The organism is Thermococcus argininiproducens (assembly GCF_023746595.1).
Taxonomy (GTDB): domain Archaea; phylum Methanobacteriota_B; class Thermococci; order Thermococcales; family Thermococcaceae; genus Thermococcus_A; species Thermococcus_A argininiproducens.
On record NZ_CP080572.1, the window covers coordinates 529,646 to 553,908 of the forward strand.

The 24,263-nt window shown below is 38.8% G+C and carries 25 protein-coding genes; 11 read left to right on the forward strand and 14 right to left on the reverse strand.

Annotated features, from left to right (window positions below):
* Positions 1-84: 84 nt before the first annotated feature.
* Together K1720_RS02785 and K1720_RS02790 are read left to right on the forward strand one after the other, a co-directional pair.
* On the forward strand, positions 85-321 hold the full coding sequence (locus K1720_RS02785) for a hypothetical protein (protein WP_251949689.1): 237 nt from the start codon (positions 85-87) through the stop codon (positions 319-321).
* A gap of 133 nt (positions 322-454) precedes the next feature.
* Positions 455-973 carry a stage II sporulation protein M gene (locus K1720_RS02790; protein WP_251949690.1) on the forward strand — a complete coding sequence of 173 codons (519 nt, stop codon included), beginning with the start codon at positions 455-457 and terminating at the stop codon, positions 971-973.
* A gap of 40 nt (positions 974-1,013) precedes the next feature.
* Here K1720_RS02790 and K1720_RS02795 read toward each other — a convergent pair whose 3' ends face one another.
* Positions 1,014-1,421: a nucleotidyltransferase domain-containing protein gene (locus tag K1720_RS02795; protein WP_251949691.1), complete on the reverse strand. Its 408-nt coding sequence runs from the start codon at positions 1,419-1,421 to the stop codon at positions 1,014-1,016.
* Entirely contained in the window at positions 1,396-1,812 is a 417-nt protein-coding gene (locus K1720_RS02800) for a HEPN domain-containing protein (protein WP_251949692.1), read from the reverse strand. Before K1720_RS02800 ends, K1720_RS02795 begins: the two co-directional genes overlap by 26 nt.
* A gap of 206 nt (positions 1,813-2,018) precedes the next feature.
* Between K1720_RS02800 and K1720_RS02805 the strand changes: the two genes are divergently transcribed.
* Genes K1720_RS02805 through K1720_RS02820 form a run of 4 tightly spaced genes read left to right on the forward strand, consistent with a single transcriptional unit; the run spans position 2,019 to position 4,493 of the window.
* Positions 2,019-2,351, forward strand: a complete 333-nt coding sequence (locus K1720_RS02805; protein WP_251949693.1) for a hypothetical protein — start codon at positions 2,019-2,021, stop codon at positions 2,349-2,351.
* 12 nt (positions 2,352-2,363) lie between these two features.
* Positions 2,364-2,561, forward strand: a complete 198-nt coding sequence (locus K1720_RS02810; RefSeq protein WP_251949695.1) for a hypothetical protein — start codon at positions 2,364-2,366, stop codon at positions 2,559-2,561.
* A 10-nt stretch (positions 2,562-2,571) separates the two neighbouring features.
* Complete coding sequence (locus K1720_RS02815; RefSeq protein WP_251949697.1) at positions 2,572-3,147, forward strand: stage II sporulation protein M; 576 nt, start codon at positions 2,572-2,574, stop codon at positions 3,145-3,147.
* A 56-nt stretch (positions 3,148-3,203) separates the two neighbouring features.
* A complete protein-coding gene (locus tag K1720_RS02820; protein WP_251949706.1) occupies positions 3,204-4,493 on the forward strand; it encodes an ATP-binding protein in 1,290 nt (429 codons plus the stop codon).
* Here the strand turns inward: K1720_RS02820 and K1720_RS02825 are convergent, their stop codons facing one another.
* Positions 4,494-5,447: an NAD-dependent epimerase/dehydratase family protein gene (locus K1720_RS02825; RefSeq protein WP_251949708.1), complete on the reverse strand. Its 954-nt coding sequence runs from the start codon at positions 5,445-5,447 to the stop codon at positions 4,494-4,496. It abuts the gene before it with no gap.
* 76 nt (positions 5,448-5,523) lie between these two features.
* Here K1720_RS02825 and K1720_RS02830 point away from each other — a divergent pair, with 76 nt between their 5' ends.
* On the forward strand, positions 5,524-6,519 hold the full coding sequence (locus K1720_RS02830; protein ID WP_251950460.1) for a sugar phosphate nucleotidyltransferase: 996 nt from the start codon (positions 5,524-5,526) through the stop codon (positions 6,517-6,519).
* A gap of 7 nt (positions 6,520-6,526) precedes the next feature.
* Here the strand turns inward: K1720_RS02830 and K1720_RS02835 are convergent, their stop codons facing one another.
* The gene (locus K1720_RS02835; RefSeq protein ID WP_251949710.1) at positions 6,527-7,399 is read right to left on the reverse strand and encodes a sulfotransferase family protein; all 873 of its coding nucleotides are present in this window, start codon (positions 7,397-7,399) and stop codon (positions 6,527-6,529) included.
* A 244-nt stretch (positions 7,400-7,643) separates the two neighbouring features.
* On the opposite strand from K1720_RS02835, the gene K1720_RS02840 reads away from it, so the two are divergent.
* The gene (locus tag K1720_RS02840) at positions 7,644-9,173 is read left to right on the forward strand and encodes a flippase (RefSeq protein WP_251949711.1); all 1,530 of its coding nucleotides are present in this window, start codon (positions 7,644-7,646) and stop codon (positions 9,171-9,173) included.
* Between the two features lie 4 nt (positions 9,174-9,177).
* Here K1720_RS02840 and K1720_RS02845 read toward each other — a convergent pair whose 3' ends face one another.
* The 9 genes from K1720_RS02845 to K1720_RS02885 form a co-directional block, all read right to left on the reverse strand.
* Positions 9,178-10,023 (reverse strand): sulfotransferase family 2 domain-containing protein, encoded by an 846-nt coding sequence (locus K1720_RS02845; RefSeq protein WP_251949725.1) that lies wholly within the window; start codon positions 10,021-10,023, stop codon positions 9,178-9,180.
* A 64-nt stretch (positions 10,024-10,087) separates the two neighbouring features.
* A complete protein-coding gene (locus tag K1720_RS02850; RefSeq protein WP_251949727.1) occupies positions 10,088-11,092 on the reverse strand; it encodes a sulfotransferase domain-containing protein in 1,005 nt (334 codons plus the stop codon).
* Positions 11,093-11,106: 14 nt separating this feature from the next.
* A complete protein-coding gene (locus K1720_RS02855; protein ID WP_251949730.1) occupies positions 11,107-11,973 on the reverse strand; it encodes a sulfotransferase domain-containing protein in 867 nt (288 codons plus the stop codon).
* 10 nt (positions 11,974-11,983) lie between these two features.
* Complete coding sequence (locus tag K1720_RS02860) at positions 11,984-13,414, reverse strand: alkaline phosphatase family protein (protein WP_251949732.1); 1,431 nt, start codon at positions 13,412-13,414, stop codon at positions 11,984-11,986.
* A gap of 15 nt (positions 13,415-13,429) precedes the next feature.
* A complete protein-coding gene (locus K1720_RS02865) occupies positions 13,430-14,569 on the reverse strand; it encodes a glycosyltransferase family 4 protein (RefSeq protein ID WP_251949734.1) in 1,140 nt (379 codons plus the stop codon).
* Between the two features lie 19 nt (positions 14,570-14,588).
* Positions 14,589-15,968: a sulfatase family protein gene (locus tag K1720_RS02870; RefSeq protein WP_251949735.1), complete on the reverse strand. Its 1,380-nt coding sequence runs from the start codon at positions 15,966-15,968 to the stop codon at positions 14,589-14,591.
* A gap of 35 nt (positions 15,969-16,003) precedes the next feature.
* Positions 16,004-17,209, reverse strand: a complete 1,206-nt coding sequence (locus K1720_RS02875) for a glycosyltransferase family 4 protein (RefSeq protein ID WP_251949737.1) — start codon at positions 17,207-17,209, stop codon at positions 16,004-16,006.
* Positions 17,206-18,432, reverse strand: coding sequence for a prenyltransferase/squalene oxidase repeat-containing protein (locus K1720_RS02880; protein ID WP_251949739.1), 1,227 nt, complete (start codon positions 18,430-18,432; stop codon positions 17,206-17,208). The genes K1720_RS02875 and K1720_RS02880 overlap by 4 nt, the downstream gene beginning before the upstream one ends.
* Entirely contained in the window at positions 18,416-19,615 is a 1,200-nt protein-coding gene (locus K1720_RS02885) for a glycosyltransferase family 4 protein (protein ID WP_251949741.1), read from the reverse strand. The genes K1720_RS02880 and K1720_RS02885 overlap by 17 nt, the downstream gene beginning before the upstream one ends.
* 72 nt (positions 19,616-19,687) lie before the next feature.
* On the opposite strand from K1720_RS02885, the gene K1720_RS02890 reads away from it, so the two are divergent.
* Positions 19,688-20,293 (forward strand): acyltransferase, encoded by a 606-nt coding sequence (locus K1720_RS02890; protein WP_251949745.1) that lies wholly within the window; start codon positions 19,688-19,690, stop codon positions 20,291-20,293.
* A 9-nt stretch (positions 20,294-20,302) separates the two neighbouring features.
* Positions 20,303-21,409, forward strand: a complete 1,107-nt coding sequence (locus K1720_RS02895; protein WP_251949746.1) for a DegT/DnrJ/EryC1/StrS family aminotransferase — start codon at positions 20,303-20,305, stop codon at positions 21,407-21,409.
* Between the two features lie 115 nt (positions 21,410-21,524).
* On the opposite strand, the gene K1720_RS02900 is transcribed toward K1720_RS02895, so the two are convergent.
* Positions 21,525-22,898: an ATP-binding protein gene (locus K1720_RS02900; RefSeq protein ID WP_251949748.1), complete on the reverse strand. Its 1,374-nt coding sequence runs from the start codon at positions 22,896-22,898 to the stop codon at positions 21,525-21,527.
* A gap of 314 nt (positions 22,899-23,212) precedes the next feature.
* Here K1720_RS02900 and K1720_RS02905 point away from each other — a divergent pair, with 314 nt between their 5' ends.
* Positions 23,213-24,163 carry a UDP-N-acetylglucosamine 3-dehydrogenase gene (locus tag K1720_RS02905; RefSeq protein ID WP_251949750.1) on the forward strand — a complete coding sequence of 317 codons (951 nt, stop codon included), beginning with the start codon at positions 23,213-23,215 and terminating at the stop codon, positions 24,161-24,163.
* The last annotated feature ends 100 nt before the right edge of the window (positions 24,164-24,263 follow it).

A 24,263-nucleotide genomic window follows, 5' to 3' on the forward strand; every position in this document is an offset into this window, starting at 1 on the left:
TTCAAAACTCCAATAGTGGTAATCAACTTTCTTTCAAAAAACTTTTTATCGTAGTTGCTTAGTTATAATCATTGGTGGTAATCAATGTGGAGGAAGGCGCTTGCTTTGGGGTTAGTGTTAATGGCTCTAGGGGTTGCAATTAGTGGAACAGTAACAGAAGAGAGTCTTTTAGTGTGGAAAATTACACACTCAGAAAAAATGGGGGGAGCTACAATTACTGGTGGTTTGGCAATGGGAGCAGTACTAATAAAAGCAGGTATTATAACTACTTTGGCAGCAGCAACAGGCTGGTTTTTATTAGTTGTTGGAGCATCACTATGAGGGGATTAAAATGAAGAAAACAAAAATCCGGAGTGGCCATGATTGGCTTGGAGATGCAGTAATACTTCTACTCTTTGTATTTGCAATGTTACTTGTATTGTTATAAGTTAATTAAAAATGCGAGGAAGAGAATATGAATAGAGCAGTATCTCCACTTATTTTTATTTTTGGTTTGATTTTTGGTCTTTTTTCTGCTTCTCAAAATGATTACTCAGCATATTTCGGCTTTGATCCATTTGATAATTTCAACCCTGGATTTTTGTTCTTTTTCAGACACAATATCAACGTAGCCTTTTTATTATGGTCAGGAGCAGTGACATTTGGCATAACCACTTTAGTGAACTTGCTATTTAATGCCTTTGTTATAGGCTCAGCAATAGGTACAACGGCAACCCAAATTGGATTAACAAAAACCCTTCTTATCATCCTCCCACATGGTGTCTTTGAGATTCCGGCTTTAATTATTGCTGGTGCTGCGGGTTTTAAAATTCCTTACGAGCTATTGAGATTTGCCTTAGGCAAGAAGAAAGAAATGATCACTGAAGAAGACGCAAAAGGGTTCTTCAAGTTTGTAGGCATATCAATAGTTTTAATATTCATTGCAGCAGTAATTGAAAGCACAATCACCATGAAAATAGCTAAAAATATCTGAAGAGTCAGAAGGAATTTTCTAAGAGTGTTACTTGGAAAGTTTATCTCTTAACTTTCATCCATCCATTTTCAATGCGTTTAAATGACCTTTTGGCCTTTTTAAAGAGTTTGTTGGCTTCTTGCAAGAATTCTTTCTTTGAAAAGAGTACTACCCCATCCTCTAGAGCATCTAACACAAGGGGATGGCCCTTTAATATCATCTTCTTGAACTCTTTACTTGTATATCCTTTTATATCAAGCGGGGCTCTTGTGTTGTCCAATTCGTAAAGTAGCTTCAATCTCTCATTGAAATTCTTGGGAAGCTCATCTGAGACCACAAGAAGATCAACATCACTCCCCAGACCAAATGTTCCCTTTGCTATTGATCCGTGAAGAATAATCAGCTTGGGGTCGAGTTTTTCTTTAATACTCTTGACGTATTCTTTAATCTCTTTTTCGTATGGAATCATTTGCAACACCCATTATGAAGTTTATTATGACATTAGCGGCTCTAATTGCCTCTTCAGCATCCTCGATACCGTAAAATTCGTAGGGAGACCCTTCTACATATGCATCTGGATATCTGGGTGGGATATAATGCCTATCTAAAATCCTTGCATATCTAAACATTTCATTTGGGACATCTACATCCTTTGACAGAACATCTAAGAGCTTCTTTATTGAATGTCCGTATGCCATTATTCCCAGCCCATATAAAAGAGCTTTTACCGCAAGTTCTCCGGCTTGTTGAGCCTTAAAACATGCCCAAGAGTAATCTCCACTGTTTTTATCGCGCTCTGCACTTTTAAGTGTATACTCCGCCTGTTTAATCCATCGAGTAAATTCTTCTATATCAAACATGATATTCAATACGTTTGGGACTTATTAAACCTTTTTGGGTGTTTTAGCTAGTTAATGGCTTCTGAAGATTTTGTCAAAAATACGCAGACTTTGAATGTTGGTTGATAGTTATTTAACTATGATTCAAAACCCCAATGGTGGTAATCAACTTTCTTTCAAAAAACTTTTTATCGTAGTTGCTTAGTTATAATCATTGGTGGTAATTAATGTGGAAGAAACTTCTTGCCCTTGGGTTAGTGTTGATGGCTTTTGGAGTAGTTGTTGGAGAGGTAACTAACCAAGCAAACTATGCAATCCACAAGTACAACAGTGCAAAAGAAAAATATCACCGTTATATGGAGTTGTACAGAAAAGCATTATTAAATGGCAACAATAGAATGGCAGATTATTATAAATCGCTAGCAGAGGAATATAGTTCAGAAATGAATCTTTACACAACTTGGATTAGCATGTTTGGGGCCGCAGCTCTTGCTGGTGCCGCTAGTGGGAATCCACTTGGGTTAGGGGTTTCAGTGTTGGCATTAGCGGGACTTGCATAGGAGGGGAGAAGTATGAATGATAATTACATCTTGTTTGGTCTGTTTACAATTTCAATTCTTTTGCTGGGGATCATGCAAACAAAGCGGGTGAGTAAATATCACCATTATATGGAGCTTTATAGAGAAGCACTGAAAGAGGGGGATGAAAGAAAAGCAAAAATTTACAAGTCATATGCTGAGGAGTATTCACATTGGTGGTTTATTAAATAGAGGTGAAATAATGCAGATTTTTTACAGGCTTTTAGTTTTTTCGATGTTTCTGTTCTTAATTGGGGCTTTTCTTGGTTTTAATTTATTGAATACACCTAAGAGTGAAAACGTGCCCAATATTTTTGGGTTTTATGAAAAACAAAATGAAATAGTGCCAAACTTCAGATTTCTTTTTATAAATAATTTGAAAGTTATCCTCATTCTATCCTTTGGTGGTATTTTGACCTTTGGTGGTTTGACTATTTGGGGTTTGATATTTAATGGGATTCCTTTGGGGTTATTTTTGCATTCTTCATGGAACTTGCGTCATGTGGGCGAACTTAACTCGTTCTTCTTTCTTATCCTACCTCATGGCATTTTTGAGATTCCAGCTTTAATTATTGCTGGTGCTGCGGGTTTTAAAATTCCTTACGAACTGTTGAGATTTGCGTTGGGTAAGAAGAAAGAAATGATCACTGAAGAAGACGCAAAAGAGTTCTTCAAACTCCTGGCAATTTCAGTTATCTTAATTTTTATTGCGGCCATGGTAGAAAGCAGAGTAACATTAAAATTGGCTACATACTTGGTGGAATATAAATTGTTTTAAAGGTTGGACTGTTAATAGTACAAATATTTATAAAGTATTAGCACTATATATAGTACATGATACCAAAAGACGTATGGGGAAGAATCATAAGAGATTATCTTGAATGGGATGTTGAACTTATTGAGAGAAACATAAAATACACCATACCTAAGGTCCAAAGAGCTTTAGTTATTATTGGGCCGCGAAGAGCTGGAAAAACTTATTTCATGTTTCAGATAATTAAGGAACTTCTAAAACAGGGAGTTAGGAAAGAAGAGACGGTTTACATTAATTTGGAAGATCCCAGACTAATAGATACCAGTTTGGAGGATTTATTGGGTTTTTTGGATGTCTATTACTCCCAATTCCCTGAAAATGTCAAGAAATATAATCACTTCTTCCTAGATGAAATTCAAACAGTCAAAAATTGGGAAAAGTTTGTGAGGTTCTTACTTGATAAAAATCAGCGAGTGGTAGTTTCAGGGTCTTCCTCTCGACTTTTATCAAAAGAAATAGCAACCGAACTGAGGGGAAGGAGTATTCCTATAAAAGTTTACCCATTTTCATTCAAGGAGATATTGATTTCTCATGGAATAAAGCTCGATACATTCTACTCCACCTACGAGGAGGCAAAGATCAAGAAGTTGCTTAGGCAATATCTCCTTTGGGGAGGTTATCCCGAGGTTGTACTGGACTTTTCTTTGAGGAGAGATATTCTTCAAGAGATAGTTGACCTCACTATTTACAGAGATATTATTGAAAGGTGGAGAGTAACCAACATAAAAGCTTTGAGAGTCCTTTTCAAGATGCTTGCTTTCTCATCGCATCTTTCGATTTCCAAGGCTTATAAAAACCTGAAGGGAATTGGTATTGAAGTTGGAAAAACGACGGTTGCGAATTATTTGGAGTATTTAGATGATTCTCTGATCTTCTATGCTCTTAAACCTCTGGTGAAGTCGTATAAGTTGCAAGAGTTGTATGGGTTCAAGCCCTATTTGGTGGACAATGGACTACTGGCTGTTTTAGGTATTGAAGATGAGGGCAAACTACTGGAGAATTTGGTTTTTGTCGAACTTTTAAAAGCGGGCCTGGAGCCAAATAGGGATCTATATTACTACAGGACAAGGGACAACAAAGAGGTGGATTTTGTCCTAAAGGAAAAGAAGGGTGTAAAGGAAATAGTTCAGGTTACCTACGAAATTAACGATAACAACTATGAAAGAGAGGTCTCTGCCCTAATCAAAGCATCAAGAGAACTTGGCTGTAATGATCTTCTAATTATTACGTGGGATCAGGAAGAAGTGATTAAAGAGAAAGGGAAGGAAATTAAGATAGTGCCTCTGTGGAAGTGGCTTTTGTCTCGGTAGTTATTCTTTCCCCAATAACTCTCTCACCGTTTTTTCAACAGCTTCTCTGCTGTTCATCTTTGGTTTCCATCCCTTTGCTTTGGCCTTCTCTATGCTTAGGAGCATGATCTTAACGTCACCCTTCCATCCTCTTCCTCCATCTACGCCGCCGGTGAAGTAGAACTCTGGACTTAGGCCCATTTCCCTGCTCACTATCTCCGCTATCTCTGTAACCGTGATCCAATCTTCACTGCCGATATTATAAGCATCGTAGATTTTGTCCTCCTTTAAAAATTCCTTAAATAAATAGAGCATGGCCTCAATGGTATCGCTAACGTGGAGGTAGCTTTTCCTCTGTGTTCCATCGCCTAAAATCTCCAAGCGGTCGGGATTTGCCTTGAGCTTGTTTATAAAATCATAGATAACCCCATGGTTTGATCTCTTCCCTATTATGTTTGCCAGCCTAAAAACCACAGCTTTTATATCAAAGGTATGGGCATAACCCGATATTAAGGCTTCAGCTGCTAACTTTGCCCCTCCATAGACGCTTATTGGCTCCAAGGGACCATAATCTTCAGGAGTTGGTATCCTTTTTGCCTCTCCATAAACTGTGGATGAGGAAGTGAATGCCAGCAGTTTTATCCTTCTCTCTCGCATGGCCTCAAGGAGGTTGTAAGTTATGAGAACATTGGTCTCGTAGAGTAATTGTGGACTTTGTGAGCCAATTCTTACTTCCGGGTTTGCAGCAAGATGAAAAACAGCATCAACTCCATCAACAGCTTTCTTGAGGATCTCAAGATCTCTCATGTCTCCCTGCATAAACTCAAAACGTTCGTGATTAATCCATTTTTTGAGATTTTCCAAGCTTCCTGCACTTAAATCATCGAGAACTCTAACTTCATATCCCTCTTCCATGAGCCTGTCAACAAGATGAGAACCTATAAATCCAGCACCGCCAGTAACCAGAATTTTCATTTTAATCACCACCTTAATTATGACAAAGGATTTAAATATGTTTAGAGTAACTTTAACACTGCTTGGAGGGAGAGATATGAAAGTTTTAATAATGGCTGGCGGCTATGCCACTCGTTTGTGGCCGATTACAAAAGGTAAACCAAAACCTCTTTTGCCTGTGGGAGATAGGTATATCATCGATTACATCCTTGAGAAGACTAAGGATCTTGGGTTGGAAGTTCATGTATCCACCAACAAGTTCTTTGAGAAGCATTTTAAGAACTGGGCCGAGAGGAACAACATTGAACTTATTGTGGAAGAAACCATAAGTGAAGAGGAAAAGCTGGGGACTATTGGAGCTATTAAATATGCAGTCTCGGAACTTGGTGTTGATGATTATCTCATAGTCGCTGGTGACAATTTGTTCTCCTTTTCTCTGGAAGACTTTTTGAAACACTACAGTGGAAAGCCGTTAATAGCGGTCTATGATGTTGGTGATTTTGAACTGGCAAGGAGATATGGTGTAGTGCTCGTTGAAGGAAATAAAGTCGTTGATTTTCAAGAGAAACCTCCGCAGCCAAAGTCCACATTGATAAGCACGGGTGTTTATGCTTTTCCGAAGGAGGTTATGGAGAAGGTTGACGAATATCTTAAGAACGGCAATAGAGATTCCCCCGGCTATTTTATTGAGTGGCTTTTGAGACAGGGCATAGAGGTTTATGCCTACAAGTTTGATGATTATTGGTATGACATTGGTTCTGCGGATAGTTATCTTGAGGCAATGAAGACTCTTTTAAAGGAGAGTAAGATTGAAGAGATTCAGATAAGCCCCTATTCCAAAATAATCCCACCGGTTGTGATTAAAAAGGGAGCAAAGATTCTTGGGAGGTCAATAGTTGGACCCTATGCTTATATTGGAGAAAACTGTGTGATTGAGAATTCTGATGTGAGTGATTCAATAATCTTTGATGGGACTGTGATAAGGAGTTCAACAATCTGGCGTTCGATCATTGATGAGAAGTGTGAAATAAGGAATTTAGAGTTAAAGAAGAGTTTAGTTGGGGGACATGCGAAGATACAGAGGGGAGATTAGCTTCCCCTTATAAATAACCATATTTCTTTAAGTGGTCTTTAAGAACTTCTTCAAGTATTTGTTTTTGGTAATCAGTGAGTCCATTCCTCCATTTTTCATTTCCACTTATCCAACGATGTTTTCTTATTCTTTCTTCGAATTTTTGATCCCATTTCAACTCTGTGAACTCTACAGCATTTTTGAATACTTCAACTGGATCTTCGCATAGGTCTTCGTATTTTATCTCAAGGTAATTTTCTTTTGGAATGCTCTTTTTTGCTTCTTCCATGGCATCTAGTAGGATTTTCCAGTATATACCGGCAAGTACAATGAATGATTTTTGGTATTTCTCCCACTCGGCTTTGTACTGTGGGGGGAGTTCTCCTAGTCTCCAATTTGGGGGCCCCCTCCAGCCCCACCACCATGGTTGTTGCAAGAGAGAATATGCAACGGCCCTTCCATCCCTGATTAGGTGAATGAATTTTGCATCTTCGAATATTTCATGAAGAAATCCAATTCTGGGCCAGCCGGTGATTTTAATCAAAAGTCTATTTCGCTTTTTGGTTAGGGTTTTAGAGAATTCAATGGGCAATTTTCTTTTAATTTCAACTGTTACGTCATCAGCTCTAAGATCTCTGCATGGATTGCTAAATCCTTTACAATGGTAATCCCAGAACTGATACACCTCTCCGGGTCCAGTTTTTTTAGTTATTTTATTGATAAGAGGTATATCGAGGGAGTACATTATGAGCTTGTTCAGAATAATTTTGTCTGGAAATCTCTTTAAAACATAAGAGAACCATGCTACGTTTGGATGTGTAGAAAATACTCTGTGAAACACTGTAGAACCTGATCGTCCAGTCCCAACAATGAATATTGGTTTTTTAACTTCATTACTCATTTTTCTCACCTTTTCCTATATGGGGGTAGTGGCTTTAAATTATTAGTCATGTTATAGGAAGATTATCAACATTGATAATCCTTTAGATTAAAACTTTTTGCCATGACAAAGGGTTCTTGAGATAATTGGTTTGCTACTTTTTCTATTGAAGTTTAGCTCTTTAAGGTGGGGCTTTTTCGTAGTAAAGTTTTAATAATGCTTGAAAGGATAATGACTTTTGTGCGGAAGTTACTTGGGTGAGAGAATGAGTGAGGTTAACAGGGCTTTACAGAGGATTGCAAGGGGCGCTGGGATAATATTTACTGGAATAATTATTTCGACATTCTTTGGATTTTTAAATAAAGCAATTATTGCTCGATATTTTTCCAGAGGAGAGTATGGTGTCTTTAACATGGCCCTTACTGTTCTTAGTATTTCTCTTGTTATAGGTACTTTAGGGTTTGGGAATTCTCTTCCTAGACAAGTTGCTATATATAGGGAGAGGAAACCTTCCCAATTGAAGGATTTAATATCAACGGCACTTTTTATTGCAATTCTAACTAATGTCTCTTTAGCAGTCTTGTTGGTGATTGGTGCTGATAAAGTGGCCCTGCTTTTTCATGATGAAAGATTGGACTATCCGCTGAGAATACTTGGAATTTCTTTGCCCTTTTCTGCATTGACGTATCTTTTGGTCGCAATTTCTAGAGGCTTTGGGAGGGTTAGAGAGAAAGTCTATTTCCAGAATGTGACCTACCCAACAGTTTTCTTCATCCTGATTCTAACCGGTGCTTTGTTAAAAATGGGGTTCTCATACATATTTTTTGCTTATGTGGTTGCGCAGGGCATAACTTTATTCTTATTGCTCTTTGATGTGACACGAATAGGTCTTATTAAGGTTAGCCCCTCGTTTATACCTTCTTTAGGGAAAGAACTAATATTTTTCTCCTTACCTTTAATGTTAACTGGGATTTTAGCGTTTGTAATGAATTGGACTGATACATTAATGCTTGGTTATTATTTGAGTTTAGAAGTTGTTGGGGTTTATAATGCAGCGGCTCCATTAGCTAGAATGCTCCCTATGTTTTTGAACTCCGCAGGGTTTCTTTACACGCCGATAGCTTCTCAACTTTATGCTCAAGGGAGAATTGAAGAGATGGGTAGAGTTTATCAAATTCTAACAAAGTGGGTGTTTTTATTGACGTTGCCTATTTTTGCTGTGATGTTTCTTTTCCCAGAGGTCACTATTAATTTCATCTTTGGAAAGGAATATTTGGGGGCTACTACCGCTCTTCAAATTCTCGCGTTAGGTTTTATGTTTCACACGTTTTTGGGGTTAAATGGATTGAGTTTGACAGTTATTGGCAAACCCAAGTTAAACCTCCTTGGAAACCTTATTGCAGCTTCCCTCAATGTAATATTAAACATGTTGTTAATTCCTAAATATGGCTTGAATGGGGCTGCCATTGCTACTGCAGTTTCATATTTTGCGGCCAATGCTTCTAGGTCATTTTGGCTTTATGTGAAAAGTGGAATCCATCCGTTTGGTCGGAATTACGTGAAGCCTTTGGTTATTAGCTTTGTTTTACTCGGAATCATCAAGAGTTTGCACTTGAGAGTTCCAACCATATGGTATGTAATTCCAGTTTTGATGGTATTTCTTATGGCCTATGTGTTCTTGATTCTTCTAAGCAAAAGTATAGATAAAGAGGATATTGAGATGATATTGGCAATAGAAAAACGATTAGGGCTTGACCTTAGAGTTGTGAAAAAGATCCTCAAAAGGTTTGTTTGATGTATTATTTTGGTTTTCTGGCGATTTTTTTCCAATACTTCCATTTTTCACAAGTTAGAAGTTCTTTGCCTAATCTTCTCAGAATTTTCATTCTGAGCATTAAAAGGGTTCTATAAACTTCATAATCCTCTTCATACCATTCGAGGAGATTTTTAACAGCTTCGGGATCTAGGTGTTTATCGACATTAGTTGGGCTTTTGTGGGCTCTTGTGGGGTCTTCGGGTAGCTTTGCCATTTCGGGGGGTATTTCCAGAAGCTCTTTAAGGGTTTCAAAATCTCTGTTCAGATATTCTTGACAGCCAATAAATAGGAAGTCTTCTTTTCTACTGAGCAAATATTCTTCTGAACCCACCCAATCTTTAATGAATGTTTTTACATGTCCAATTCCATGCATTGCCTGGAATGCACTATTTCTTATTTCTTCATCCGGCGAGGATAAACTCTTTGCAAGCTCATTGGGAGTTCTAAATCTTTGAAATGCCAATTTTTCCACAGAATTCCAAGGTCTGTAGTGTCCAGGTTTTCCTTCTCGTTTTCTACTGTAAAAACCACTTATAAATCTATCAATTGGGTCACGGATAAAGAGAAAGACCTTATCACCTTTGGGAATGTCAGAAAGTTTGATGTGGTGGCGGTGTAACCAAATTTTGTACTTGGGTGTTGTTGTAATGTTGGATAAAGCTTCTTTTATTGCGGTGCCGCCAGTTTTGCTGACATGAAGAAAGTGAGCATTGAGCTTGCCTTGAGCCCTGTAAAATAAGGAAGCATTATGAATTAAAATCCATTTTAATGTTTGATTACGCATTGCTCTTTGTATCAGGTGATGAGATTTAGTCTTTACAGTTATCATAGTGCTTCATCAATATTATTTATTGTTAGGAGTCTATATAATTTATTGATTTATAACGATTCTTCTATGGTTTCCAATTCCTTAACTTATCATAATCAGGCTCTGGATGTTCTGTGTAAAAATCCAAACCGAACCAGTGAATTACTTTTAATATGTTTTTTACTTGACGCGTGGATAGTTTTTTCTTCCACTTTGTGAGTTGTTTGGAGGTTCCCAAATGTGATTTATCGTGTGTTGTTGCACTGGGCTTTCTAAATTTCTCATAGACTTCGTCTGGGACTTCTTCATTAATGTATTCAAAAACTTTCTCAATCTCTTCATCGAAATCTGTGATCAATTTTTCATATGTGGTGGTATACCACGCATTTGGATGTCTGCTCAGATAAAGGAGGGGTACATAATTATCTAAGCTCCAGATAGTTGCAAGGATTTCCTCAGGGCTCTGGATTGTAGTGAGTTTTTTCATTAACCATTCATTTTCTTTTATCTGTGGAATTTGAGAAGCTTCTTTTAGAATTGTCTCTTTTGGGATAGAGGCAGATTTTGGTATAAAATATCCTCTAGCTCCTGTTTCAAGTTGGGAAGCTATTGTGGCACAAGGGTGGCGGAGTAGAAAATACGTGGCTCTTATTTTAAAATTGTTAATAATCCATGGCAAAAGTCTATTTGCACGTATAAATTTAACCACCACCTTTGTTGCTAATAGACGTTTTTTAATGGATCTTGGAGTCAAGGAAAATCTTGGTGCTCGACTTACCGTTTGACCAGTAAAAACGAGATTTAAATAGTCTTTAAGGGGGTTATTTTCAGTATCTGGTTCTAAATATGGCCTTGGTGGTAGATTAAGCTTTTTTACGCCCGGGAACCATTTTTTATTGAATGGCTCAAATATTGACTTATACTCTGGAAGAGTTTCTAGAAGTTCCATAAACCACGTTGTTCCTCCTCGTGGTGTTCCTGCAATTATAATGGTATCTTGGATATTGAACTTATGTTTAATTAATTTATACGAAATCAGGTCAATTGGATAGTGGATCAAGTTATATCTTCTTATTTGAGGTATTTTCATGATGAATTTCCCTCCTATCTGTACCAGTAATGGATATTCCTTTTCAGCTCTTTTTCCAATTCCCTGTTGTATTTTTTAAAGTAATTTAACAGTCTTTCTCTAGTGTCTGGGTTCATTGGGGGATATCCGGGGATCAGGTTAATTTTATCAATCCCATATATAAGTGGTTTGATGATAATTGAGAGTCTGGGAAAATCGTAAGTTTTAATTTTGTGTAATTTGCCTCTGAGAGATTGTATTTCTTTGATTCTGGGCCTTCTTCCTACATTGGCCTTCTTTTTATGCCATAAATCGCTTTTGAAGTTGGGATCTACTTCTAGAAATTCAAACAGAGTTTTCATAACTTTTTCGGGATTTTTTCTAAGCTCTTCTGTAAACAATATCAACATCTGGTCTTTTGAAAAGTATTTTTTAAATCTCCTAATTTGCTCAATGTATTTTCCCCGATCTAGGTAAGAATAATGCCGTACGCTGATTATGTCACCATTGGATAGCCTTTCTTTTTCTATCTTTATAGCTTCTTCAAATGATAACTTTTCATACCCAAGTTTAACTTCGTGCCAGTAATGGGAATAAGCTCTGTCAACTGGGTTTCTTAAGATAAAAATGAGTTTGACATCTGGGAGTAATTCATGAATTCTCTCTGGAACTTCCGAGAAATACATATATGATGGGGAAGCTTCTCCTATGGCTTTATAATTTGATGTAGAAGATATAAAATGCTTTTCATACCAGTCTAGACCCTTGTTGTAGTTCAAATCAAAATAATGAACTTCTTTTATCGAGCTCATGAGTATCTCTGGATGCTCATTAAGGTAGTGATATAGAGATGAGGTTCCTCCCCTTTGAGTTCCACAAATTATAAAATTTGGGAGTGTCATTTGTATTCCCTTAAATTTTTCCTTTTAATTTAAGTTCTTTAATAACATTTTTTAATTTTTCTTCATTGTTCGTTCTTTTATAGTAACTTGGACTAACATATTTGGGCTCTCTATTTGCGAATTCTGAATCCTCTTCAAAGATTTCTATTAGAACTCTCCCGTCCATATCATTTGGGATAGGCAGACCAAAAATGTGGAGAATTGTTGGGGCTATATCGTACACAGTAGGAGGACTATTAAAGGTAATGGATGTTTTAATTCCTTCTCCATAGGGTGCAAAAATTCCATGTAAGTCGTGATCACCCATATAAATTGGCTCTATAAGTTTTCCTTTGATATGACGTGACAGTTTTACGCCCTTTTCTGGAATTATAAATAAGTCGGGAAGTGAATATAAATGGGGCCCATTATATATTTCCTCAGGAGATAACACATTGGAAATCTCTGGAAATTCTTTAAGTGCTTTCTTCACGTGTTCTTTAATGGTTTTGTCGGCTAAATATACTCCCCAAGAGGGACTGGATGTCATAAAAGCTTTACGTTTCTGGGGATCAGAGGAGAATGAAATTTGGGTTTTTCCAGTTTTAACGAACATTTTTATAATTTTTTTAGGGAGTATTTTTCCGCCAAATCTAGCTAAAGTTGCTTTAACGTGATTATATTTTATAAAACCAGAACGGGCTAGGGCTTCATTTACATAGAAAATTTTGTGCTTAACCTCAAATCCATGGTCACTAGTAATGAACGTTATATCCGCAATATCCATAGCTCTGTCAATAAATTCTTTTATTTTTTGAAAAACAGGATTTATTGTATGAACATTCTTTCCTTCTAAAATTTGGGGAAATATGTGAGATAGCCAATCCGTTTCACTGAATACGATAAAATACATATCCCACTCATAATCTTCTAGCAGATCATAGTATAAATTAAGTCTAGTTGTTGTGTACTCCTCCACAACGTTTGCATATTCTTGCAAATTGGCAGCTTTTCTCCAAGAAGAAGGTGGGTCAAGTAAATATTCCTGGTACTTCTCATTGAGTCTTTGTGGGTATATCTCCTGTCGTGGGGCCGCCCAGTCAGAGACGATTATATTCTCTTTTTTGAATCTAATACCATCAAAGGGATATGTCATTGGTAGATTAATAAGAATGCTTTTCAGCCCATGCATATTGAGTAGCTCTGATATTCTATAGTATTTCACATCATGAGAAGTTGTGAGTCTTGGTGTAAACGTCTTGAAGTCAATTTTCTGAAAGTCCATAATCCCATGTTTTGCGGGATTTACTCCAGTTAAGATTGAAGTCCACGCTGGAGGAGTGTAGGGAGGAATCGTCGATAACATGTCATGGATATTTTTTGTATCTAACCCTATAAATCCTGCAGTGTTTTTATTCGCTCCATCCAATCCAATTATAACAATTTTTTTATCTTTCTTCATGTACTGTTTCGCCTCCTATGTTTGATTAGATATCTCTTCATAAGCCACCTCATACCTTTTAATGACGTTCTTTAATGAATGTTCCATTTCTGCATATCTTTTGGCTTTTCTCCCCATTTTTTTGACTTCATCCGGGTTTTCTAGGAAGTATAGTATCTTCTCTGCAATATCCATTTCGTTAAAGGGGTCAATTAAGAGTCCTCTCTCATTATCCCCTGTCATATATTGGGCTCCACCAACGTTAGAAGCTATCACAGGTTTTCCAGCGGCAAATGCTTCCGATATAACCATGGGGGCCGTTTCTTGGAAAGAGGGCAAAATTAAGAAACTCATTTTAGAGAACTCTTCGTATTTTCTTTCTTCACTTATTGTTCCCAGAAATTCAACGTTCTCTGACAACCCATGTTTGGTAATATGATTTTGTATTTGTTGGAAGTAAGTTTTATCTCTTACTTTTCCGGCAATTACAAGTTTAAAATCTTTAACTTCTTTTCTCACGTAGGGAAGAGCCTTTATTAATGTAAATAAGTTCTTTCTTTTCCCAATCACTCCGATATAGAACATTCTATTTTCCTCAGTCATGTCTGTGGGGATTTTAAAAAATTCCTCGGGCACTGGGTTTGGAATGTCAAAAATCGTTGCATTGGTTTTACCGTTTACGACCTCTCTTACGTAGGGGTTAATTGCCACAAGATATTTTAACTCATTTAATACTCTTTTTAGGCGCTTTACATATAGGATATCCCACCCTATCTGACTCCATTTTGGCAGATACTTTTTCTCTTCCCATGTCACTCCGTGTAACGTAAAAACCAACTTATCCACCTTTTTTTGGGTGATAGCATAGTATGCAAAATCTAGGGAATGAGCATTTATCACGTCGAAGTCCATTCTTTGTATCTGTGTTTTTACTCTAAATGGGTATCTGGACAGGAATGTACTCCCTATGGCTTTTTTGGGCTTTTTTATATACACAATATCATCATAGGTTTCATAGTCTTGTTTGGCTTCTGGAGTTCCACTGAGAACTTTAATCGAAACCTTATCTCCATATTTACGAAACCCCTGATAGAGGTTAAATACTACTGCAGAAGCGCCTCCAGTAATCTCTTGGCCGATGTATGGGTATGGGCCTGCCAATACGGCTTTGATCATAGTTTAGACACCTCAGGAATCATAACTTTAACCTTTTCATTTTAATCCTGAGTTTAGACATTTCTATCTCTTTCAAATGCTCTCTAATCTTATTTTTCATGTATGAAACAATCTCTTGGGAGTTCGGGTCATTAATTAAATTATTTCTCTCCTCTGGATCGTCCTCAAAATTGTAAAGTTGATAGCTGTTGTCCCCTTCATAATAGATCAGTTTGTAGGGATATTCAACGTATGCAATTGCTTTCTTTCTCTCTTTCATGATGTTGCCTACGATCTCGCTCTCCTGGTATTCATGCTCCGAGTAGAATGCCCTATGTCCCTCTTCTTCTCCACCCATTAAGGGTAATAAACTCTTCCCCATAAATTTCTTCACTTTCTGACCAGAGACAATATCTACAATGGTTGGGGCAAGATCCATTAGTGAGACATTAGGCTTAACATCCTGGTATTCCCAGCTTCCACTGTAAAATATCAGAGGCACATGAATGTGGACGTTGTAGAGCGTTGGTTTGTCTTTATCGACTCTGTGGGTGAAGTCTTCATGTTCGCCAAATTCTTCCCCATGGTCTGCGGTGATTACAATTAGTGTTTCATTGAGCAATCCATTCTCATCAAGATACTCGAGGATTTTCTTAATCTCTTGATCTATTGTGTAAATTTGGGCATCGTAAAGGTTGATTAAAATCTGGGCTTCCTCTGGGGTAACTTTCTCTGGGGCGTTGAGCATCTTGGTGAAGAGCCTTGCTTTTTTGAAGTCACTCACATCTTTGAAACCAAGTTTCTCCATTATATCTTTATCTGGGAGGTAGGGATAATGGGCATCCATAAAATGGGCCCATAGAAAGAGTTTTTCATCCTTGTACTTTTCAAGATAATCAATAACCCTTGCTCTAAGTTCATCCGCCGTAATGTACGGGGTTTTGCGGTTTTTTATCGCCCTGTATTTATCAGCAAACTGAAGGAATCTATAAATCACACTTCCCTTTGGAATTTTCTTTCTTAACTTTACAGCCAGAGAACTCTTCTTCTTGGCTTCTTCTCCACTCAGAAAGTCGTTGAAAATATCAAATCCCTTTCCATACCCAAAGTATTCGGATAAAAATGGATTGGAATTTAATCCCACTGTTTTAAATCCAAGCATTTTCATGACTTCGGCTAAAGTTATTCTTCCCGCTCCTATTTTGGGACCCTCAAACATCAGGGGATATGTGGATGTTAAAATTGATGGAAACGAGTAGTGTGTGTGCGGGCCGTTTGAGAAGGCCATGAAGAAGTTTGAGCCTTCTTTGGCAAGTTTGTCTATTGTGGGGGTGACATTTCTCTCATAACCGTTATAGTGAAGGTGATCACCACGAAGACAGTCAATTGTGATAAGCAGTACTTTTTTGATTTCACTCATATTCTCTCACCTTTAGAGTCATCTCGGGGGATAACTTATATGTTTTGCGGCATCAGAGAATTATAAATTTGCTTTATATTTTCTCCATAGCTTTCCCAGGTGTAGCCGAGCCTAAATAATAACTGTCGACTCTCCTTTTTCATTCTCTCCAGTTCTTGCTGGTTTTCCAGTAAATAGATAATTTTCTCTGCAAGATCTTGGGTATCACTTGGATTTATGAGGAATCCATTCACGTTGTCAAAAACTTGCTCTGGGATTCCGTTTATGTTGGATGCTATGATTGCACATTCACTGCTCATGGCTTCGTAGATTGCTACGGGCTTCCCTTCGGAGAGGCTGGGTAGGACAAATACGTCTGCAATCCCATACCACTCTTTGAGCTCATTAAATGGAACTCTGCCGGTGAAAATAACATAGTCCCTAATATTTAGCTCTAGGGCCAGCTTTTGTAATTTTTTCTCTTCGGGGCCGCCTCCAACAATGACAAATTTGATGTTCTTCTTAACTTCTTGGGAAAGTCTTTGTAAAACTACTGGAATTGCATGCAAGAGGGTTTTGACGTTCTTTCTCGGTATCAGCTGGCCGACATACAGCACTATCATGTTCTCAGGAGTGATTCCATACTTTTGAATAACGATTTTTGAGTCCTCCCGCTTTAGAGGCTTAAATTCATTGGGGTCAACTCCAAGGCTTATGTGTTCAATTTTTTCCTCAGAGATGCCCAAATTTATTAGGGTTCTTTTAAGGAATTCTGCAATTGTTATGACTTTATCTGCAGCTTGGAGTGTTGAAAGGACATTTTTTGAGCATATGTTAAGATTGTTTGGGCTGTGTACTGTTACTATGACTGGGGTATTCAGCTTTTTTGCTATGGGGATGCCTCCGTATCCGTCAAGATAAGGATGTAAAGCGTGGATAATATCTGGCTTTGCAATTTCCCCTCTCTTCAAGCTTTTCGTGATGAATTTGCTAACAGAATATCTGTAAAGCTCCCCGGTAATGCAATAAAAGAGGGATTTTGGAAGGGGATACAAAAATCTTGGATAGTATACAGGATAACCATAAGAGAGGTCTTGGTTTGGAATCTGGGCAAATTTGGAAAATGGGGGAGCGAAGGGCCTTGGAGCTATTACCACAGGGTTTGCAAATTCTAAAACACTGTCAACTGCGCTTTTGTTCCAAGGTGCCCACGTTTTGTTCACTGGATCTGGGAAGTTGGACGCTAGGAAGAGGATATTCATTTGAATTCACCCTCAAGAAGCTTTAATGAATAGGTCAAACAATCAAGAATTTCAGACGTCATAAACATATCCGGAAAGTTCTTAGAAGGTTCAATCGTTGAGGCCTTTATGCCTAAAAGCTTTGTTACAATTTTAAAGAGCATGTCGTCCTTTACTTCCTTGGAGAACCTTCTCCTCGCTATCTGTCTGTAAATAGCGTAGCCAAACCTAAATAGTTTATGTGTTAATGCATAATCTCCAATCCAAGCGCTTTTGAATGAAGTTAGGACATCTGTTGGGAAACCTGGCCAGTTCCCTCTTTCCCATCTAAGAGCTATATCCGGGGTGTTTTCTTTTAAGATGGGTAGTGATTTCCTTGCATTCTCTAGGTAATGCTCATCCCATTTGGAGGTGTATAGGAAGGATGCAATTCCAAAAGCATAGGCCCCTGTTAGGTAATAAGCAAACATGAGGCCACTTTTTGACCAATCAAACCTTCCATTATCTTTTTGGGCCTTTGAAAGCCATTGAGCTCCTTTGAGCATGCATTCTTTGAGCCATTCTTCTTGAATAACCTCATGAATTTTTGAGAGGTAATAAAGGGTAACCCCTTGATAGTGGATGCATGGGACTTTTAGGTGATGTTGTTGGTTTCCTTTTGTTACAGTATATGGGAAGGAACCATCGGTCTCTTGGAAATCACATACTCTCTTGGCAGCTCTCTTTGCACCTTCTAGGGCTTCTCCGTCATTAAAAACCTTGTAATATTGGGCCAAAAATGCCCCGCAGGTGGCATCAACGTTAAGGTAGTCTGCCCTATATAGCTTGGACTTTAGGAAGTATCCAGGTTCTACCTCGCTGGAAAGAACGAAATCTCGTGCTTTTATTAAGGCCTTTTGAATCGTTTCTTTAAGCTGGCTCTCCAAGTATGGTAATGATAAAAGCAGGGCTTCTCCCACAAATGATGTTACAAGGGCGGATTCTTGATTGTAATTTGGATGGATTTCATTCCATGAACCATTGGGGTTCTGTCTTAGTAAGAGAAAATTCACGAGTTTTTGAATGACTTCTCTTTTCTTCTCTCCATGAAGTCTGATTATGGATTTTAGGTATTCAGCACTAACCCTATTTCTCACAATTCCAAACACGGGGTCTTTTATGTATGCAGTATCTTCTTCAATTATCAGATGCTGACTTGTGCTATTCTCCAATGAGTACAGATATTTTTCAATGCCCTTCTCCATTTTGCTCCCTCACTACATCAAGCACACGTAAAAACTTTCTTGCCGAGGCCTCACGGCTGTACTGTGAGACATATCTTAGGCTATATAGCCTCATTTTCCGCATGTTTGACCTTAAAAGTTTTTTAATGCATTCAGCAACCTCTTTGGGAGTTTTCCCTACACACCCTGCTTGGCTTTCTTTGGCTATTCTTTCAATTTCTCCGGCTCCAACACCAACAAATGGTAAGCCGCATGCCAGGTATTCATAGATTTTTGAGGGGATGGCATATTTTAAGCTCTCGTCTGCCTTTATCGGGGCCACTCCAATGATGGAAGAACATAAGAGGTTAACAACTTCCTCTCTTGACAGCATTCCAATGTAGCTTATCCATCTGGACAGACCAAGTTTTTCAGCCTTTTCCAGAGTTTCGTTGAGGTTTTCCCCACTTCCTGCAAGGATCAGGGGAATTCTATCCTTTTCATTAACTAAAGCATAGCCTTCCAAAAATGTATCAAAGTCTTGAGCATGACCGAAATAACCTGTATAGACCATCTGGAGTTTTCTTGTTTTCTTCTTACATTTGAATGCTTCTAAATCAACGCCATTTGGGACAACGTAACATTTAGTGGGGTTTACTCCATATTTTTTGATCAGCTGGCGTCTTATTTTGGGGGTGACTACTGTAATGGCATTGGCCGTTTGAAGGGCCTTTGATTCGAGAAATCTAAAGATCCTTTCAACAATACTCCCCTTTTTTATGAAGCCTAAGCTTACGCTAACATCAAGAAAGAGATCTCTTATGTCTACGATAACTTTCTTTTTCAGGAGTTTTCCGGTTAATGCAACAATATACATCTGGGGGGGTGGGGAGGTTATTAGAATTACATCCGTACGCTTTCTATTCCGAATCAACCAGAGGCTCGCAAGTAAAGGAAAAAATGTGTAATACATGGCCCTTTCAAGTCCGGATGCTTCTTTTTTTGGCTGGTATGTGAAAAGTCTGATTACATCTCCCTCTCTCTTTGAAAATTTAAACTTTCGAGGAAACGTGCCAAAGGGATAGGTCTCGATCGCAGAAACAACGGTAATCCCAACCCCAAATTTTGTGAGATAGTTGTAAAGGTCGCCCATTCTTGATGCGTTCCCGCCCTTTTCTGGCGGAAAAGCTTGGGAGAATATTACTAAGTCACTCTTTGTTTCCATGGGCATACCTCACATGAGTTATCTCAACAATGCTTTTATAATTTAGGGATTCAATACTCTGTGGTGTTCAAAATGGCTCAAAAGTATTTCGTTCATCCTCTGGCCGTTGTTGAAGAAAATGTTGAAATCGGTGAAGGGACTAGAATTTGGCACTTTGCACACATTAGAAAAGAGGCCAAAATAGGCAAAAACTGTAACATCGGGAAAGACGTTTACATTGATGTTGGTGTTGAAATTGGCAACAATGTGAAGATCCAGAACGGGGTGAGTGTTTATCATGGTGTTAAAGTTGAGGATGACGTTTTTCTCGGCCCACACATGACATTTACTAACGATCTTTATCCGAGAGCCTTTAATCAGGACTGGGAAGTTGTGCCAACTCTTGTAAAGAAGGGTGCAAGCATAGGAGCGCATGCAACAATAGTTTGTGGAGTTACAATTGGAGAATACGCAATGGTTGGAGCGGGGGCTGTAGTTACAAAGGACGTTCCCCCATTTGGTCTGGTTTTTGGAAACCCAGCAAGGCTTAAAGGCTTTGTGTGTTATTGTGGGAGGAAATTAGAGGAGAAAATCGGAGAAGATGAGAGTGGAATAGTCTTTAAGTGTTCCCACTGTGGAAGAGAAGTTAAAATCAGAAGGGAAGATTATGAAAGATATCTAAGGGAGAAGGATTTGTGAGGTGTTGTTATGAGGAACATCCCAATAGCTAAACCTTTGATCGGGGATGAAGAGATTAACGGTGTTATTGAGGTTTTGAAGAGCGGGATGCTGGCGAGTGGAAAGGAAGTAGAAGAATTTGAAAAAGAATTTGCTCAATACTTGGGAGTGAAGCATGGAATAGCCGTTGTAAATGGAACTGCCGCACTTGATGTTGCCCTTAAGGCTTTGAGGATAGGGCCAGGAGATGAAGTTATAACCACTCCATTCACCTTCATCGCTTCAGCAAACTCAATTCTATTCCAAGGAGCAAAGCCAGTTTTTGCTGATATCGATCCAAAAACCTTCAACTTAGATCCAAATGAGGTCCTCGAAAAGATTAACGAGAAGACCAAGGCGATATTGGTTGTTCACCTCTATGGCCAGCCTGCTGATATGAAGGCCTTTAAAGAAATAGCGGAGGATCACAAGCTCTATCTTGTTGAGGACTGTGCCCAGGCCCATGGAGCCGAGTTTAATGGCCAAAAGGTGGGAACCTTTGGAGACATTGCTGCATTCAGCTTTTACCCAACCAAGAACATGACCACCGGGGAGGGCGGTATGGTTGTTACAAATGACGATGAGTTAGCAAAGAGGGCCGATTTAATAAGGAATCACGGCCAGGCGGAGAAGTACCTTCACGTTGAGCTTGGCTATAACTTGAGGATGACCAACATCGCGGCTGCTATTGGAAGGGCCCAACTCAAAAAGCTCGATGGATGGAATGAGAGAAGAATTGAGAATGCAAGGCTTTTAACCGATGGAATAAGCGAGATTGATGGATTAACCCCACCTTATACTGATCCAAGAGTCAAGCACGTATTTCATCAATATGTGATTAGGGTGGAGGAGGAGTTTCCATTAAATAGAGACGAGCTCATGGTAAAATTGGGGGAAAAAGGGATCGGAAGCGCTGTACATTATCCGATTCCAGTTCATCATCAGCCTTTCTATCAAAAGCTTGGCTATCCAAATGACATTTGTTCGAATGCCGTTGAAGCCTCAAAGAAAGTGCTGAGCTTACCGGTGCACCCAGCTGTTAATAGGGGAGACATTGATTATATAATCAATACCCTTAGGGAACTGGGGACTCTGTGACGCCAATTTTTATTAGTGATTTCCCTTTTCTTTATAAACTAAAGAGAAAAAAGCAAGATTTGCTTCTCTCTTAGGGTTGATTTTAAGAGTTCCCTTTAGAGTTCATTCTTTCCGCTCAATTAGATATCTCAAAGTCCTTCAAATCCCACACCAGAAAACCCTTCTCTTCTAATTCTTCTTTATTCTCGACTCTTTTTGCTACCAATCCACAATTTTTCTCCCATCCTTCCAGTCCTACAACTTCAATCTTATTTTCTAAGTCCTTCAGAATTCCTTGGGCTTTTTTTTCACTCAACTCCTTCCACTTAACTTCGACAAAAAGGGCTTTCTTCTCCTTCTTATTCAGTGCAACAATGTCAATCTCCTCTCCCTTATGCCACCAGCGACCAATCTTTGTGAACTTAAATGGCAGTCTTCCTTCGCGATTAAGTTCTATTAAAAGCTGCCTTACTATTTCTTCGAAGGCAAAGCCTATATACTGGTTGAAGCCTCGTCTGAACTCTTCAAGGGCTCCATCTGGAAAACCACTTTCAATTTCCTCGAAATAAGGTGCCACGAAACGGAACCAGAAAGCAAAATAGAGGTCTCTGAAGCGGTAAATTCCTCTCTTTGCCTTCCTTGCCACTGGGAGTTCCCTCTTTAGTATTCCCAAATCCTCAAGTATCCTTAGATAGCGGGCTGTATTTTTGGGCTCGATAAAAGAGTGCTGGGCTATCTCATTGACGCGTGTTTTTCCTTCAGCTACTGCCTCAAGTATTGTGTAGTATGTCTCTGGTTCCCTGAACTCTTCCTCTAAGAGCTCTTTGGCCTCTCTGAAGAGAAATGCATTTGGATCAAAGAAGTTCTTTTCAATGTCTTTTTCGGCACTTTTACCTTCAAAGAGCTCAAGGTATCTTGGAACACCGGAAGTTACTGCATAAATCTTCACAGCTTCCTCTGGATCTGTCCCATCAAACCACTCAAAGAGATGTTTAAACTTCAAGGGCTGGAGGTTAAGTGTTGCATCACTCCTCCCATAGAGTGGACTTGAGTAGTCAAAGAAGCTCCTCTTTAGAAGACCAACGGAGGAAGCTGACAGGATTAGCATTATACTACTGTCGGCTAAAATTTCGTCCACTATGCTCTGGAATTCAGCCTCGACCTCAGAATATCGAAGCAAGTAGGAGAATTCGTCGAGGAAAACTATAAGCCTCCCTTTTGCCTGCGAGCCTATGAAACGGAAAGCATCTGAGAAGGTTGAAAAGTTTGGCACGGGGATGCTAAAGTACTCTCCTATCGCCCTGTTGAGTTTTGTAAGGTTGTATTCCCACACCCTCTTCTCGAACTGCACTGTTATTGTGCTCTTGTTTGTCAAGAACTCTCTCACGAGTCTGCTTTTGCCTATTCTTCTCCTACCAGTGACGAGTACAAGAGTGAAGTCGCTTCTATTGTAAAGTTTTTCGAGTGTTTCAAGCTCTTCTTTTCGGTTTACAAATTTTCGAATTTTCATAATATAATCTTAAGTCGAAATTATATAAAAAAGTTTTGTTGAATGCCATTCAAAGAGAAAACAAAAAAGGCCCATCATGTTTTGAAAATTCTTCAGAGTACATAGTATCTCCTCTATTTAAGAACTTACCTTTTGAAAACCTTATCCTTCAGGAGAGGAAGTCAGTTAAGCTGAATATTAGAGGTGTTTGTGCATCGGATAATATTCCTATCATTAAGATTATAATAACTAACGATAGTGCTTATATACCTTAACTTCTCAAAAAAGAACATCGATTGAAGCTGATCTATCATTTTTTATGCAAGGTGATCAAAATGCTCCGTGTTGGTGTAGTTGGCGTCGGAAATATGGGGAGGCATCATGCGAGGATTTATTCTGAGCTGTCAAAGGAAGGAGAGGTAGAATTTGTTGGGGTGGCTGATGCTAACTTAGAGAGGGCTAAAGAAGTCGCTTCTCAATTTAAAACAAAGGCTTTTGGTGATTACAGGGAACTGATAGGGAGAGTTGATGCTGTGAGTATTGCAGTTCCAACTTCTCTCCACAAACAAGTTGCTCTGGAGTTTATTGAAAATGGTGTCAGCGTTTTAGTAGAAAAACCAATAGCCGAGAGCATTGAGAGCGCTCAAGAAATAATAAGGGCAGCAAAGAAGAATAATGTCACCTTAATGGTTGGACATGTGGAAAGATTCAATCCCGGTGTTTTGAAACTTAAAGAGATTTTGGATGAGAATTTAATCGGAAAAGTGGTTACTCTCACTGCCAAGCGTGTTGGGCCTTTGCCTCCACAGATCAAGGATGTTGGTGTAATAATAGATTTGGCTGTTCATGATATTGATGTCATGAGCTTTTTACTTGAGAGAAATGTGAGGAAAGTTTACGCTAGGGCTGGGAGTGCAAAGAATCCCCTTGAACTTGAGGATTATGCGATAATAATGCTTGACTTTGAAAACGCCACAGGAGTTGTGGAGACCAACTGGCTCACTCCTCATAAGGTTAGAACCCTTAGTGTGGTTGGGACTGAGGGCATAGCGGAATTGAATTACATAACCCAGAAGCTGATCCTATACAATCATGAGTGGGTCAAGGAGGCGAAGGTGCAGTTTAAGGAGCCTTTAAGAAACGAGCTTGAACATTTTGTTGAGTGTGTTAAAAAGGAAGAGAAACCATTAGTGAACGGAGAAGAGGGACTTCATGCGCTGATGGTTGCCATAAAGGCTTTAGAGAGCGCCAATAAGGATGAAGCAATAGACGTGGAGTTCACATAACTCAATTTTTAAGGTCTAATAGAACAAGTGAGGGACACCGCATGGTCCGGAGGCCTCAGTGAAGTTTCGCTCTGAGGCAGAGCTCACATCTTCACCCATA